Source organism: Planctomycetota bacterium, from assembly GCA_021414025.1.
Classification (GTDB): Bacteria; Planctomycetota; Phycisphaerae; order Phycisphaerales; family SM1A02; genus SYAC01.
The window spans coordinates 179,249-193,482 of sequence record JAIOPG010000006.1 but is presented as its reverse complement, the minus strand read 5'-3'; the positions used below and the strand labels follow the sequence as shown (position 1 = coordinate 193,482).

Annotated in this window: 10 protein-coding genes; 4 read left to right on the top strand and 6 right to left on the bottom strand. The window is 63.8% G+C overall.

The window, feature by feature from the left end; genetic code table 11:
- Nucleotides 1–25 precede the first annotated feature (25 nt).
- Genes K8R92_08435 through ispE form a run of 3 tightly spaced genes read right to left on the bottom strand, consistent with a single transcriptional unit; the run spans nucleotide 26 to nucleotide 6,304 of the window.
- Nucleotides 26–4,129 carry a hypothetical protein gene (locus tag K8R92_08435; protein ID MCE9619923.1) on the bottom strand — a complete coding sequence of 1,368 codons (4,104 nt, stop codon included), beginning with the start codon at nucleotides 4,127–4,129 and terminating at the stop codon, nucleotides 26–28.
- 21 nt (nucleotides 4,130–4,150) lie between these two features.
- Nucleotides 4,151–5,362, bottom strand: coding sequence for a quinolinate synthase NadA (nadA, locus tag K8R92_08430; GenBank protein MCE9619922.1), 1,212 nt, complete (start codon nucleotides 5,360–5,362; stop codon nucleotides 4,151–4,153).
- 9 nt (nucleotides 5,363–5,371) lie between these two features.
- Nucleotides 5,372–6,304 carry a 4-(cytidine 5'-diphospho)-2-C-methyl-D-erythritol kinase gene (gene ispE, locus K8R92_08425; protein ID MCE9619921.1) on the bottom strand — a complete coding sequence of 311 codons (933 nt, stop codon included), beginning with the start codon at nucleotides 6,302–6,304 and terminating at the stop codon, nucleotides 5,372–5,374.
- A gap of 65 nt (nucleotides 6,305–6,369) precedes the next feature.
- Between ispE and K8R92_08420 the strand changes: the two genes are divergently transcribed.
- The 3 genes from K8R92_08420 (at nucleotide 6,370) to K8R92_08410 (ending at nucleotide 10,704) form a co-directional block, all read left to right on the top strand.
- A complete protein-coding gene (locus K8R92_08420) occupies nucleotides 6,370–8,103 on the top strand; it encodes a M3 family oligoendopeptidase (GenBank protein MCE9619920.1) in 1,734 nt (577 codons plus the stop codon).
- An 82-nt stretch (nucleotides 8,104–8,185) separates the two neighbouring features.
- On the top strand, nucleotides 8,186–9,262 hold the full coding sequence (locus K8R92_08415; protein MCE9619919.1) for a saccharopine dehydrogenase NADP-binding domain-containing protein: 1,077 nt from the start codon (nucleotides 8,186–8,188) through the stop codon (nucleotides 9,260–9,262).
- Complete coding sequence (locus tag K8R92_08410; GenBank protein ID MCE9619918.1) at nucleotides 9,259–10,704, top strand: aminotransferase class V-fold PLP-dependent enzyme; 1,446 nt, start codon at nucleotides 9,259–9,261, stop codon at nucleotides 10,702–10,704. The genes K8R92_08415 and K8R92_08410 overlap by 4 nt, the downstream gene beginning before the upstream one ends.
- 9 nt (nucleotides 10,705–10,713) lie before the next feature.
- On the opposite strand, the gene K8R92_08405 is transcribed toward K8R92_08410, so the two are convergent.
- Both K8R92_08405 and K8R92_08400 read right to left on the bottom strand, forming a co-directional pair.
- Nucleotides 10,714–11,616, bottom strand: coding sequence for a metallophosphoesterase family protein (locus tag K8R92_08405; protein ID MCE9619917.1), 903 nt, complete (start codon nucleotides 11,614–11,616; stop codon nucleotides 10,714–10,716).
- 1 nt (nucleotide 11,617) lies between these two features.
- On the bottom strand, nucleotides 11,618–12,625 hold the full coding sequence (locus K8R92_08400) for a hypothetical protein (GenBank protein MCE9619916.1): 1,008 nt from the start codon (nucleotides 12,623–12,625) through the stop codon (nucleotides 11,618–11,620).
- A gap of 22 nt (nucleotides 12,626–12,647) precedes the next feature.
- On the opposite strand from K8R92_08400, the gene arfB reads away from it, so the two are divergent.
- Nucleotides 12,648–13,106, top strand: a complete 459-nt coding sequence (gene arfB, locus K8R92_08395) for an aminoacyl-tRNA hydrolase (protein MCE9619915.1) — start codon at nucleotides 12,648–12,650, stop codon at nucleotides 13,104–13,106.
- Here arfB and purM read toward each other — a convergent pair whose 3' ends face one another.
- A complete protein-coding gene (gene purM / locus K8R92_08390) occupies nucleotides 13,107–14,216 on the bottom strand; it encodes a phosphoribosylformylglycinamidine cyclo-ligase (protein MCE9619914.1) in 1,110 nt (369 codons plus the stop codon).
- Nucleotides 14,217–14,234: the final 18 nt, after the last annotated feature.

Here is a 14,234-nt window from a genome sequence, read left to right as displayed (position 1 = left end):
AATCTTGCTGAGAACTGCGCTGCGGCTATTTCGGCTTCTTCTTGAAGAGATCCAGGACGTCGCCGATCGTCGGGTCCTTGGCACCCGGCGCCGGCGTCGTGCCGGGAGCCGTGGTGCCGGACTTGCCGTTCAGGATTCCCTCGACCATGCCGCCCACGCCCTTCAAAAGATCGTCGCCGCTCTTCAAGTCCAGCGCCGGCTCCACTGTCATCTTCAACTGATCGCCCTGCAGCGGCCCCGAGAAGACCACCTTCAACTGAATGGCTTGGCGCATCTCGGCGGTGGTGCTGCCCAGCGCCTTGTTGATCTCGCCCATGACCGAGTTCAGCCCCGCGTTGGCGGCCACCGCGTTGGTGACGCCCTCCAGCGGATAGCGCACGTTGATCGCGTTGGCGTAGGCCGGCTGCGTGGTGAGGTTGATGTTGGCGTCGGAGATGATCGTCTGCTGCCAGGTCTCCCCCTGCTTGCCCGCCTTGATCGTGAAATCTTTGTACGTGAGGATGCCCTTGTTGACTTCGCCGTTGAGTGGCGAAACCAAGCCGGGAATCGTGGACTTGCCATCCTTCACCGTGGCCAAATTGAGCAGGCTGACGATCTGCCCCTTTTTCTCCAGCTCGACCTCGCCCACCTGCACGACGAATCGCGCGTCGGTCTGTTTCATGTCGAAGGGCAGCGGCGCCCGCACCTCGGAGACCGTGGTGTTGATCGCCTTGTTCTTCAATTCAATTTCCGCAAGGATCGGGTTGATCGGCCGCAGGATCTTCTGGCGGATGTTGTCATCCGGGCGAATCTGCAGCGTGATGGCCTCGGCCGGCACGACTGACATCTGACCGTCGACGATGCGCACCGCGGGAATGTCCAGCGTGAGAGTTGGACTTTCGACGTGCCCCTTGAAGCTGTCTGATTTATCGAAGCCGGTGCGGCCCGAGAGCGTGACGCTGAAGACCGGCCCCGCCAGATTGGGAATGAAGCCGTCGCCCTTGGTGATGGCGTCCACGATGGCCGAGGGGAACTCACTGACGTTCACATCCGCCACCAGCTTCATGCCCTTTGTGTTGAGCTTGCCGTCGGCGCCGGCCAGATTCTGCGCCTTCAACTGCACGGCCATGGGCTTGGTCGGCTGGCCTTCGGTGGCGAGCGATCCATTCACGGTGACCTGCGCGCTCTCGGCGCCGCTGGTCTGCAGTGAGACGTCGGTCGCACCGAAGGCGAGCGTGGCGAGTTTTTCAGGCTGCGAGGCGGCTGGCGCAGCAGCCGGCGCCGCGGGCTTGGCTCCCGGCTTTGGTTCCGACGGCGGAACCAGGCTCTCCGGAGCAAAGGTCAAATTGAAGGGCTCGATGCGAACCTTTGTGGCAATCGCCGCGCCCGCCGCCAGCGGATCCAGCGCGCCGTTGACCGAGGGAATTTTCACCGAGGCAATGTCCAGCGCCACCTTGAGGTCGCTCAGATTGCGGATGGGCGTCTTCTTCTGGTCGCGCTCCAGATAGTTCTTCACCGCCGAGCCAGGCACGCTGGCCAGGGCGGAACTTTTTGTGAGCGTGATGGATCCATCGGCGGCTCGGGTGCCGTTGAGGTCGGCGACGATGCGGCCGAGATCGGCGTTGACCGCGAAGGTCATCGCGCTTGATTGATTGGTGACATTCGCTTTCAACTTGCCGGCATTGGGCGCGCCACCCGCGGTCCACTCCGGAACATCGCCCATGCCCAGCAAGTGCGCGATGCGCTGCGTGGAAACTTCGTTGGCCGTCACGGAGGCGGTCCAGTCGGAGCCGGGTTGCGTCTTGAACTCGCCGGCGATCTTGGCCGCGGGGCCGGTGGCTTCCAGCACATCCATGCTCAGGGTGGCGGTCGCCGCACCATTCATCGAGAGCGGGCCGGTGAAATTGGCGTGCAGATTCTTTCCAAGCAGCGGCTCGCTGAGACCCTGGACATTGGTCAAACCGAGCGACGATGCGGTGACCGCGACCGTGGAGCCCGGCGCGTTGGGATCCTTCTCCACCGTGGCCTGAATGCTCAGCTCGGAGAGCGTCGCGTTGGTGATACCGCCGGGAAGTCCGTTGGCCAGCAGAGCCGTCGCCGTCAGCGTGCCTTTGAAAGTCTGCGGGCCGTCGGCGTCGAAGTCGCCGCGCACCACGGCATTCTGCACGGTGGCGGTGCCGGTGAGTCCCGGCGCCTTGGCGATGGCGAGCTTGTCCACGAAAATCGAAATTGGACTGGGAAGGAATCCGGCCTGGCCCTTTTCCAGCGCGGCGCGATCCACCTTGATGGGACCTGCGGCGATCGTGCATTTGGCCGGCGCCGAAAGGACGACCTTGCCCTGGCTTGCCCACTCCGCCAGCCCGGGCGACACGGTCCAGGCGGTGTTCTCGATCGAGATTGTCGCAGTGGTCGCGTCCCAGTTCGCCTTTGCATTGACCGTGCCGGGAACCATCTGCACCTTGAGGTCCATCGAGCCCTTCTCGTAGGAGCCCGCCAGCGTCGAGTGAATGGTGGAGTTGCCCGGTTGCACCTGGCGCAGGATTTCCACGATGTTCGAGGGCATGCCCGGCAGCAGCGAGGGATCGAATGGCCCGAGCTGCGTGGAGCTGTCCACCATCATCTGCTTGGGCGTGAAGGCATTCTCTTTCATCAAGCCGGTGAGGCTGGCCCGCGTGTTGATCGGCGCGCCGTTGATGGTGGTCTGCAGCACAAAGTCCACCTTGTCCGCCAGCGGCGCTGCGGCGAGCGTGACGAAGAGGGCGCCCATCGCGACCGGCGCGTTGCCGGCGCTGGTGAATTGCGCTGCGCCGGTGCTCATGGTTCCCTGCGCCGTGATTTGGGCAAGGTTGAATTGTCCGCTGGCCAGCGGCGGCGGAATGGTGAAGCTCTGCAGCGCAATCGCGATCGGCAGCGCCTTGGGGGTGACCACGTTGTACTTACTGAGCAGCTCGGGCGCGAGCGAGGCGTCGAGCGTGGTGGTCTTGCCCTGCACCGCACCGGTGTTCATGTCGATGGCGGCGGTGCATTGCAGCTTGACCTGCGCCGACTTCAGCGAAAGATCGAAGCCGGTGCTGCTGTTGGTGGCGACGGCGAGCGTGAGCGTGGGACCGAGGTCGCGGGCGATGTTGATCGGCGTGCCCTGGACATATTTCTCCAGCAGCGCGGTGGGCAGATCCTGCACGGAGATCGTGCCCGCCCAGGTGCGCGGATCCTTGGCCCAGGAGGCGATCGGCTCGCCGGGTCCGGGCCGGTAGGCCTGCATCTTGGCGCGGATTGGCGCGGCCTGGCCGTTGACGGACGTGTTGATGTCCGCCGAGAGATCGATGGGTTTCCCGGCGTCGGCGGCGATGACGAACTTGGCCTGGGCGATCTCAAGCGATGCGCCGGTGACGGGCACCAGCACGCCGTTCACTTCCGCATTGAGCGAGCCGGTGATGCCGATGGGATCGAACGCGCCCGCAGCGGTCATGACATCCTTGAAGGTGCCGTTGGCGGAAATGGAGCCGGGCTTGTCGCCGATCTTGGTGTTGGCCGCGAGCTGGATCTCGATCGGACCATTGTTGGAAAGGGCGACCTTGCCCTTGAGGCCTTCGATCGCGAAGCGCGGACCATTTGCGTTGGCGATGTCCACATCAAAGCCGTTGATCACCACCTGGATTTTGCCCGGCCAGTTGGCCGCGATCGCGCCAGGCGCTGCGGCCGCGGGCAGGTGAGGCGGAGCTGCGGGCGCCGTCGGCGCGGCGCTCTTGGCGAGTGAGAGCAGGCTGAGCTTGCCGTCAGCGCCGAGCTCGCCGGCGACCTTGCCCGACACCGTCATGTCGATCTGCTTGATGGTGGTGGAGAGCAGTTCCAGGAAGCCATTCTGCAGCGAGAGGGAGACCAGCACGGTGCTCTTGCCGTCGTCGCCGACGATGCTGAAGTTGTCGATGCGCTGCGGGCCGGACCAGCTGAAGGACATGTCGCCGATCGAAACCTTGCCGTTGACTTTCGACGCCACCGCGTCGGTGATGAATCCGCGGAACATCGGCATCGACGCGATGGTGGGCAGCAGCGCCACCAGAAGGACCACGACGACCACGAGCGACGCGGCGGTCCAGAGAATCAGTTTGCGGCGCTTCTTGGGAGGATTTGATGTGGTGGGCGTGGTCATGGGGCGATCGGACAAAATACCTCAATCGATGGTGACGGGCGCGGGCCCGGTTGCGGGCGCCAGCTCGAGCATTTTCTCCAGCGCCTTGCGGGCCAGGGCCGCCGCCTTCGGGTGCACCTCGATCTGATTGACGATTTTGCCCTGCACCAGTTGGTCCAGGCACCAGAGCATGTGCGATTGATTGATGCGGTACATGGTGGTGCAGAGGCATTGACAGTCGCTGAGCATGCGCACCTCCACGCCGCGCTCGGCGGCGGCCTGCGCGAGGCGATTCACCAGATGCACCTCGGTGCCCACGACCCAGTGCGAGCCCTTGGGGGCCTGCTCGATCTGACGGATGATGAACTCGGTGCTGCCGACCAGGTCCGCCTGCTCGACCACTTCCTGGCAGCACTCGGGATGCACCAGGACTTTCACCTTGGCGTCCGCAGCGCGCGCCTCTTCGACATGCTCGGGGCGGAACAGCTTGTGCACGCTGCAGTGACCCGCCCACAAAAGAACTTTGCTGGAGCGGATGGTCTCCGCGCTCAGGCCGCCCATCGGCTGCTTCGGATTCCACACCGCCATGTCGCTCGCGCCGCCATCGCGCTCGGCGTCGATCTCGCTCTTCAAGCCCAGCGAGCGCGACGTGTTGCGGCCCAGGTGCTGGTCGGGCATGAAGATCACCTGCACGCGCTCGCCCTTTGCAAGTTTGCGGTCGCCGCCCGCGAAAGCCCAGGCCAGCACATGCTTGGCGTTGCTCGAGGTGCAGCAGGCACCGTCGTGCTCGCCGACGAAGGCCTTCACCGCGGCGCTGGAATTGACGTAGGTGATGGGAATCACGCGCGTTTTCTTGGCACCCTTGCCGGCGTGGGCTTTTTCGATTTCCTCCCACGCAGTGAGGGCGTCGTCGTAAGCGGCCATGTCGGCCATCGAGCAGCCCGCCGAGAGGTCGGGAAGAATGACTTTCACCGACGGCTCGGTCAGGATGTCCGCGGTCTCGGCCATGAAATGAACGCCGCAAAAGAGGATGAACTCCGATCCGCGCAACTTGGCTTCGCGATTGGCCATGCGGCTGAGCTGCAGCGAGTCGCCGATCAGGTCGGCGTGCTGGATCACATCGTCTTGCTGGTAGTGGTGCCCCAGAATCAGCAGCTTGTTGCCGAGTTTCTTGCGCTGCGCCGAAATGCCCGCGGCCAATTCCTCCTCGGAAAGAGAGCGATAGTGAGCGGGAATTTCGGGCTGCCAAAGCATCCGGTCATTCTAGGCCCGTGACTGCGTCGAACCCGGTCGAAGCGGCGCGGGCGTGGCCATCCCCTGCACCGGGATCGCGGGCATGCCCATGTGCTTGGAGACCGCGTCCGCCAGCAGCTCCGCCTCGAGAGCGCTGGCCGTGAGCACGAAGAGCGTGCTTCCGCTGCCGGAGACATGTGCGACGCGCGAGGTCAGCTCCGACAGCTCCTCCATTTCGCCGCGCAATTTCGGCGCCACTTCGCAGGCGGCCAAGGCCAGGTCGTTGAAGGGCGCGTCGTGCGGAATGTTTTCCAGGCGTGAAAGTTTCTTCACCCTTTCCACTTCTGCGGCTCCCTGCGGACGCAACCGATCCAGGGTTTGATAGACCGCGCCGGTCGGGCAGGCGACCGCGGGCAGCACCAGCACCGCGTGCAAACTCTCGGGCAATGGCGCGGCCTCCAGTTTTTCACCGAGTCCCGTGACCACCGCGCTTCCGCCCTCGATCAGGAACGGCACATCGGAGCCCAGCGAAGTCGCGATCTCGTGCAGCACATTTTTCGGCAGTTTCAATTCAAAGAGTTCGTTGAGCGCCCGCAGCATCGCCGCCGCGTTGCTCGAGCCGCCGCCCAGGCCGCCGCCCACCGGGATTCTTTTCTCCAGCCGCATCTTGATGGGAAGTTTTTTCCCCACGTGCGACTCGACGGCCAGATGCGCCCGCACCGCGAGGTCCTTGGTGATGGACCAGTCGATCTCCGAAGTGCGCCGCGCTTCCTTGTGCCAGAGGATCGCGTAGAGCGAAAGCGAATCGGGCTCCAGTGCCTCGATGAAAAGCTCGTCGCAGAGGGAAACCGTCACCATCCAGCTCGCGATCGGATGCATCTTCTTCGCGTCGGGCGACCCGACCGAGAGCGCCAGATTGAGCTTGGCGGGCGCCGAAACCGAGATGGCGGGACGCGGGTTCACACCTTCAAAGTAGCGGAGAATCGCGGGCTTCGGCTACATTACAAATCCACCCCAAGGAGCAGCCCATGTCGCAACCCGCCGTCGATTGTTCGCCCACCGCCGCCACGCAATCCTTCGTTCCTGCCGGCCTCAACGCCGCCGACTGGAACCAGCTCGAGCCGCTCTATCAGCAGCTGATCACACGCACCTTGCGCTGCGAGAACTGCCTGGAGAGGCTGATCCTGGACCGCAGTGAACTGGACGCCGCTGCAAGCGAGGCCGAGGCGAATCTCTACATCGGCATGACCTGCCACACCGACAACGCCGCGGCCAAGAAGGCCTTCCTGGATTTCGTCGAGCAGGTCGACCCCAACCTGAAGCGCGTCGGCTTCGAGCTGGACAAGAAGATCGCCAACAGTCCGCACGCCAAGATGCTCGACAAGGATCGCTACGGCGTGCTGCTGCGCTCCGTCAACCAGGAAGTGAAGTTGTTCCGCGAGGAGAACGTCGCGCTGCAGACCGAGGCCACCAAGCTCGACCAGAATTACAGCGAGATCTCCGGCGCCATGATGGTGAACTTTGACGGCGAAGACCGGACGCTGCCGCAGATGGCCCGCTACCTGGAGGAGACCGACCGCGCCAAGCGCGAGGCGAGCTGGCGCGCGGTCGCCGAGCGGCGCCTGCAGGACTCGGCGAAGATCGACGAGATCTACGACAAGCTGATCGCGCTGCGCAACCAAATGGGCCTCAATGCGGGCTTCAAGAATTTCCGCGACTTCCAGCATCAGCGCATGCACCGCTTCGACTACACGCCCGAGGATTGCGGCCGCTTCCAGGACGCCATCGAGAAGCATTGCGTGCCGCTGGCCCGTGAAATCCAGCGAAACCGCGCCAAGGCGCTGGGACTGCAATCGCTGCGCCCGTGGGACCTCAAGGTGGACATCCAGGGTCGGGCGCCGCTTCGGCCCTTCACCAACGCCGACGATCTGATCGCCAAGACGTCGCGCACCTACAAGAACATGGACGCGGGCCTTTCGCAGATGTTCGACACCATGCTCGGTGGCGGCTGCCTGGATCTGGACAGTCGCAAGGGCAAGGCGCCGGGCGGCTACCAATATCAGCGGCAGGCTTCGCGCAAGCCCTTCATCTTCATGAACGCCGCCGGACTCTTCAATGACCTGGTCACCATGGTGCACGAAGCGGGTCACGCCTTCCACAGCCTGCTCTCCAAGGACGATCCGATTCTGCTCTATCGCGGAAGTCCGATGGAGTTTGCGGAGGTAGCCAGCATGAGCCAGGAACTTCTGACGCTTCCCTACCTGAAGGAATTCTTCAACGAGGCCGACGCGGCGCGGGCCAAGCGCGACCAGCTTGAAAACCGGGTGATCACCATTCTTCCCTGGATCGCGCAGATCGACGCCTTCCAGCACTGGGTCTATCTCAATCCGAAGCACGACGCGAAGGCGCGCGAAGCGAAGTGGCTGGAACTGGATGCTCGCTTCGGCGGCATCGTGGACTGGACCGGCCTGGAGAAATTCCGCGCCACGCTCTGGCAGCGGCAGCTGCACCTGTTCGGCATTCCCTTCTACTACGTCGAGTACGGCATCGCCCAGCTCGGCGCGCTGCAGGTGTGGCTGGCCAGCCTGCTCGATGAGAAGAAGGCAATCGCCAATTACAAGAAGGGCCTGACGCTCGGAGGCAGCAAGCCCCTGCCGCAGCTCTTCGAGGCCGCGGGGATCAAGTTCGATTTCTCATCGTCGATGGTCGAGAAACTGATGGGCGCGCTTGGCGCGGAGCTGAAAAAACTTCCCGCGAATTGAAACCCCCTTCCGAATGCGGAGCAATTCGCGCGAATTGAAGCGACTCGCCTAAACCCGGACATTCTTTTACATTCAGGACATCATGAAAAAGGTCATCATTCTTGGCGCCGGGAAAATTGGTCGCATGTGCGTTCATCTGCTGCAGAAGTGCGGCGACTACGAGGTGACCTGCATGGACTCCAGCGAGGCGAACCTAGCGTGGGTGACCAAGCATGTGTCCGGCGCGAAATGCATCAAGGCGAAGTTCGACGATGCCAAGGCGCTCGACTCGAGTTTCGCCGGCCAGTGGGCGGTGCTCAGCTGCGCGCCGTTCCAGTGCAACCTGCTGATCGCGCAGAAGGCAAAGGCCCACGGTGTGCACTATCTCGATCTCACCGAGGATGTCGCCGTGACCAAGCAGGTGATCGCGCTCGCGAAGGATGCAAGCACCGCGTTCATCCCGCAGTGCGGCCTGGCGCCGGGATTCATCACCATCGCCGCGTGGCACCTGGCCAAGGGCTTCGACAAGATCCAGGACCTGCGACTTCGCGTCGGCGCGCTGCCGCGCTTCCCCAACAACGCGATGAAGTACAACCTGACCTGGAGCACGGACGGCCTGATCAATGAGTATTGCCAGCCCTGCGAGGCGATTCTGGAGGGGCAGTTCGTGACCGTGCCGCCGCTGGAGCAGCTCGAGCAGATGAAGATCGACGGCATTGACCTTGAGGCGTTCAACACCTCGGGCGGCCTAGGCAGCCTGGGCGAGACGCTCAAGGGCAAGGTGCGCAATCTAAACTACAAGACGATGCGCTTCCCCGGCCACCGCGACATTCTCAAGCTGCTGCTGGAGGATCTGGGCTTCCGCAATCACCGCGAGGATCTGAAGAAGATCTTTGAACGCGCGCTGCCCGCCACCGACCAGGACCAGGTCGCCATCTTCGTGAGCTGCGTCGGCGAGAAGGATGGCCGCCTGCTGGAGAAGACCTACGCCAAGATCGTGCTGCACAAGGAGATCGACGGGCAGCCCTGGACCGCGATCCAGATCACGACCGCCGCGGGCATCACCGCCGTGCTCGATCTGCTCAAGGACGGCGCGATTCCCGCCAAGGGATTCGTCCGCAACGAGGATGTGCCCTTCGAGAAGTTCATCGCCAATCGCTTCGGCAAGCACTACGCATGACGGATCCGGCCCCCGCATTCGACCCCGAGTCGTTTCGGCAGGCGGGCCACGCCTTCATCGATTGGATCGCCAACTACTGGAGCACGGTCGAGAAGTTTCCGGTGCGCTCGCAGGTGGCTCCGGGCTGGGTGCGATCGCAGTTGCCCGCCTCCGCGCCGGAGCAGGGTGAGCCGATGAAAGCTGTGCTTGCGGATGTCGACCGCGTGATCACGCCGGCGCTGACGCACTGGCAGCATCCGTCGTTCTTTGCCTACTTCCCCGCCAGCGCCAGCGCGCCGGCAATTCTTGGCGACTTGCTCAGCGCTGGTCTCGGCGTGCAGGGCATGTTGTGGGCGACATCGCCCGCGTGCACGGAACTTGAAACCCTTGTGCTTGACTGGCTGGTCGACTTGCTCGGATTGCCCGCCCAATATCGCAGTGAGTCGCATGGCGGCTTCGGCGGCGGCGTGATTCAGGACACGGCCAGCAGTTCAGTGCTCTGCGCACTGATCGCGGCGCGGGAGCAGGCTACGGGCGGCACCACCAACAACGATGGCTTGCGGACCTACGCGAAGCAACTCACGGCCTACACCAGCGGCGACGCGCACTCCAGCGTGGAGAAAGCATTTCGGATTGCCGGCCTGGGCGACACCGCGCTGCGGCGCGTCGCCGTCGACACCAATGGTTGCATGAACATCGCGGAGCTCGAGGCGGCACTTCAGCGCGACATCGCGGCGGGCTGCCAGCCCTTCTTTGTCTGCGCCACCGTGGGATCCACCGCGTGCGGCGCAATTGACGATGTGCCGGCCATCGCCAAGATGGCCCGCGCGCACAAGATGTGGCTGCATGTGGATTCGGCGTGGGCCGGCGCCGCCGCGACTTGCCCCGAGCTGCGCCCCGCGATCGTGGCTGGCGCCGAGGGGGCCGACTCCTGGTGCTTCAACCCGCACAAGTGGATGATGATCAACTTCGACTGCAACTGTCTTTTCCTGCGCGACCGCCGCCCGCTGATCCAGGCGCTGAGCGTGCTGCCGGAATACCTGCGTAACAAGGCGACCGAGAGCGGATCGGTGATCGACTATCGCGACTGGCAGATTCCGCTGGGCCGGCGTTTCCGGGCGCTGAAGGTGTGGATGACGCTGCGGCATTTCGGCGCGGCGGCGATCCGCGAGCACATCCGACAGCATGTCAAGTGGGCGGAGGAGTTCGAGGGGCTCGTGAAAGCCGACGCGCGATTTGAATTGGTGGGCAAGCGCAGTCTGAGTCTGGTTTGCTTCCGTCTCAAGGGCGGCGACGAGGAGAATGAGCGGCTTCTCGAGCAACTCAACGCCACGGGCAAGGCCTACCTGAGTCACGCCAAGATCAACGGCAAGTTCGCGATGCGCATGGCGATCGGCGGCAGCATGACCACGCGCGAGCATGTGCTGTGTGCGTGGAAGGCCATCGCTCACTTGGCGAAGTGAATCGCAAACTTAAACAACAAAATTGATCTTGCTCTCGCGGCGCACCACCAACACCACGATCTCGGCGGGCACATTGCGGCGGTAGGGAAACCATGCTCCCGCTCCCACATTCACGAAGAGCCGGCTGAACCCCTTCTCGTACAACCCGCTCGAGTGCCGGTGCGCCAGGGCCAGATTCTTCTGCGGATTGCGGCGCAGCGCCACCTGCCCGCCATGCGTGTGCCCGGCGAGCACCAGTGGAATGCCCTCCGTGGACGCGGAGGCGAATGCCTTGGGATTGTGCGTGAGCAGCAGATGCGGATGTTTGTGTGCGATCGACTCGACCGACTTTTGCAGCGCCTTGGGCGACTTGTGCCAGTCGATGCCGGCGATGCGCAGGTCATGCTTGGCGCGGCGCCGCGTCACCACCTTCTGATGCAGCACGTCAAGGCGGTGATGAGTCGCCGCGGCCGCGAACGAAGTCGCGTCGTCGAGATGGTCGTGGTTGCCCAGCACCAGGAAGTGCCCCAATGGAGCTCGGACCTTGCCCATCGCCGCAAGCAGTGGCTCGCATCCCCTCCATTCCAAGTCCACCACGTCGCCGGTGCACGCCAACAGGTCGACCTTCGCGTCGTCCAATTGCGCGACAAGTTCGATGGCACGCTTGAGCGGCATGAGCTCGCCCCAGTGCAGGTCGCTCAGGTGACCGATGCGCAGGCCGTCGAAGGCGCGCGGCCAGTTGGGCACGGCGATCTCGATCTCACGGAAGGCGATCGGCTGCGCGTGATGGCGGCGCATCAGGCGCCCTTTCAAGATGCGGTCGATGGCCTTGGTGAAGATGATCTGCCGCAGCTTGGCGCGCTGGAACTTGCCGCCGCGCTTTTTGTGCGTCGGATGTTTGGTCGGCTTGGGCATCGCTTCCAGGGCCGGCATGTCAGAACTTGACGGAGAGCCCGAAGCTGAATCCGCCGATGTAGGACTGCAGGTTGTAGCTGTTGGTGTTCACGTTCTGCCGCAGATTCACATAGTCGAAGTAGAGGCCGACATTGTCGGTGAACCACGCGGTGGCGCCGGCGTCGATCTGCATGAAGAGTCCGCCGCTTCCCGGCCAGACCGGGCCCGCCTCGATGCCACCGTAGACGTCGACGCGACGAATGAAGCAGATGGCCTCATGCGTGTCGAAGCGAATTTCAAGACCGCCGCCGCCGTAGATGGTGCCGAAGGTTCCGTTGAAGGTGCTGGTGGTGTTGGTCGGCGTGTCGGTCAGACTCTGACTGATGCCGAAGCCGCGGCCGCCCACGACCGCGAAGAAGCGCATGTCCACCGGCAGTGACTCGTTGTCGACGGGTTCGAGCCAGGGGAAGGCCTGCTTCGAGAAGGGCCGCCAGAGCCAGCTCTCGGTCTCGATGCCCCAGGTCCAGTAGGAAAAGCTGTTGACCAGCATTTCCCCGGTGAGGAAGAGCGTGCTGCCGAAGAAGCCTGAGGTCGGCGCGGCCATGGCGCCGGAGGTGCTGAAGCTGGTGCCGGTCGCCCGAATCGTCCAGTTCTTCCAAGTCGCGGAGAGGTTGCCGATGAAGCTGGTCTCCATCGAGTTCAGGGCCAGGGCGTTGCTCAGGTCGAGATTGACCGAGCCCGCGCCGCCGTAGGTCACGTTGCCGCGAAGGCGCGGCAGCCAGACGCCGACGTCGAGCTGCAACTCGAGCGGTGCGCCGCAGATTTCAAAGAGCGTGGTCTTCGGCGCACCGGGTCGCGGATCGGTCGCTGATGCGGTGGAAGCGGTCGCCGCGGGAGTCGTCGGGGTCGCGCCACCGCTTTGATAGGTGATGGAGTCGAGAGAGGCGAGGGCGAGCTGGGTCGAGCTCGCGGATTGCGCCATCGCGCTTGCGCAGGCGACTCCGGACAGGGCCGCCGCGGAAAGCACGGTTTGAAATCTGAAGTTCATGGTGAAAGGGTATCGTCATGGCATGGAGCCGCAGGAAGACGAAGATCCCGCCCGATCGCCCAACGCGATTCCGCTTGGCCGCCGCGCCTGGGTGCATCCCAGTTCGCTGGTCTGGTCGTTTTCCACGAGTCCGGGGCCTGGTGGCCAGCATGTGAACAAAACCGCGACCAAGGCGCTGCTGCGAGTGGATCCCAATTTGATCTGCGACCTGCATCCGGCTGCGCGAGCGCGGCTCGACGCGCTCATGCAGCATCGGTCGTCGGATGGCCTGGCAAGTTTTTCGTCGCATCAGCATCGCAGCCAGGCGGCCAACCGCGATGAGTGCATCGAGCATCTTCGCGCCATCGTGAAGCAGGCGGAGATTCCGCCGCACGTTCGCCGCAAGACCAAGCCCTCGCGCGGAAGCAAGGAGCGGCGACTGGAATCAAAACAGCGCGAGGGTCAGAAGAAAAAGAATCGCGGGTGGAAGGGCGGGGAGTGATCACTCCGCAAACCTCACCTGCCCCGTGCCCTTCTCGATCGCGCCCATCACCCAGGGCTTTTCGCCGCTGCGCTTGAGCTTCTTCATCACGCCCTTGGCGAAATCCGGCCGCACGATCACGCAGTAGCCGACGCCCATGTTGAAGACGCGCCACATCTCCGCCTCGTCCACGCCGCCGCGCTCCTGCAGGAAGCGGAAGATCGGCGGCACCTTCCAGCTCGCCTTGTCCACCACCGCGTTGAACTTCTCCGGATAGGCCCGCGGCAGGTTGCCCTCGATGCCCGCGCCGGTGATGTGGGCCATGCCCGTCACCACGCGCTTCTGCTTGTAGCTGCGCATCAGCTTCACGATCGGCTTGGCGTAGATCCGCGTGGGCTCGATCAGGATCTCGCCGAGGGTCTTGGGCCCGAGCTCGGGAAAGACCGCGTTGAGATCCAGCTTCGCTTCCTTCACGATCCGCCGCACCAGCGCGTAGCCGTTGGAGTGCACGCCGCTTGAAGCGAGCCCGATGATCACATCGCCCTTCTTCACTCGCTTCGGCTCGATGGCGCGATCCATGTCCACCACGCCCACCGCGAAGCCGGCGATGTCGAAATCCCCCTGCTTGTAGATGTCCGGCATCTCGGCGCACTCGCCGCCGATCAGCGAGCAGCCCGCGATCTCGCATCCCTCGGCGACGCCGCGGATGATTGTCGCGGTCTCCTCGGGGCGAATGCGGCTGAGCCCCAAATAGTCCAGAAAGAAAAGCGGCTCGGCCCCCTGCACGATCAGGTCGTTCACGTTCATGGCGACGCAGTCGATCCCGACCGTGTCCAGCTTGCCCATCTCCACCGCGAGCACAACCTTTGTTCCAACGCCATCCGTGCACGCCACCAGCACCGGATCCTTGTAGTTGCGCTTGAACATCTTCTCCTTGAAGTCCAGGCGGAACATCGCGGCGAAGCTTCCATAGTTGCCCAGCACGCGCGAAGAATGCGTCCGCCGCAGCGCGGGCTTGATCAGGTCGACCACCTTGTCGCCCGCCTCCATGTCGACGCCGGCCTTGGCGTAGGTGAGCCCGCCCGAAGGCTGGTTTGTCGATGGATTCGCCCCATTCACCGCAGTCGTCATGCCCCGATGGTATCGGCT

Coding starts and splice junctions, on each gene's coding strand:
- K8R92_08405 (MCE9619917.1), bottom strand. CDS start 11,616: ATGCCGGCCCTGGAAGCGATGCCCAAGCCGACCAAACATCCGACGCAC.
- K8R92_08420 (MCE9619920.1), top strand. CDS start 6,370: ATGTCGCAACCCGCCGTCGATTGTTCGCCCACCGCCGCCACGCAATCC.
- nadA (MCE9619922.1), bottom strand. CDS start 5,362: ATGCTTTGGCAGCCCGAAATTCCCGCTCACTATCGCTCTCTTTCCGAG.
- K8R92_08400 (MCE9619916.1), bottom strand. CDS start 12,625: ATGAACTTCAGATTTCAAACCGTGCTTTCCGCGGCGGCCCTGTCCGGA.
- K8R92_08435 (MCE9619923.1), bottom strand. CDS start 4,129: ATGACCACGCCCACCACATCAAATCCTCCCAAGAAGCGCCGCAAACTG.
- K8R92_08415 (MCE9619919.1), top strand. CDS start 8,186: ATGAAAAAGGTCATCATTCTTGGCGCCGGGAAAATTGGTCGCATGTGC.
- K8R92_08410 (MCE9619918.1), top strand. CDS start 9,259: ATGACGGATCCGGCCCCCGCATTCGACCCCGAGTCGTTTCGGCAGGCG.
- purM (MCE9619914.1), bottom strand. CDS start 14,216: ATGACGACTGCGGTGAATGGGGCGAATCCATCGACAAACCAGCCTTCG.
- arfB (MCE9619915.1), top strand. CDS start 12,648: ATGGAGCCGCAGGAAGACGAAGATCCCGCCCGATCGCCCAACGCGATT.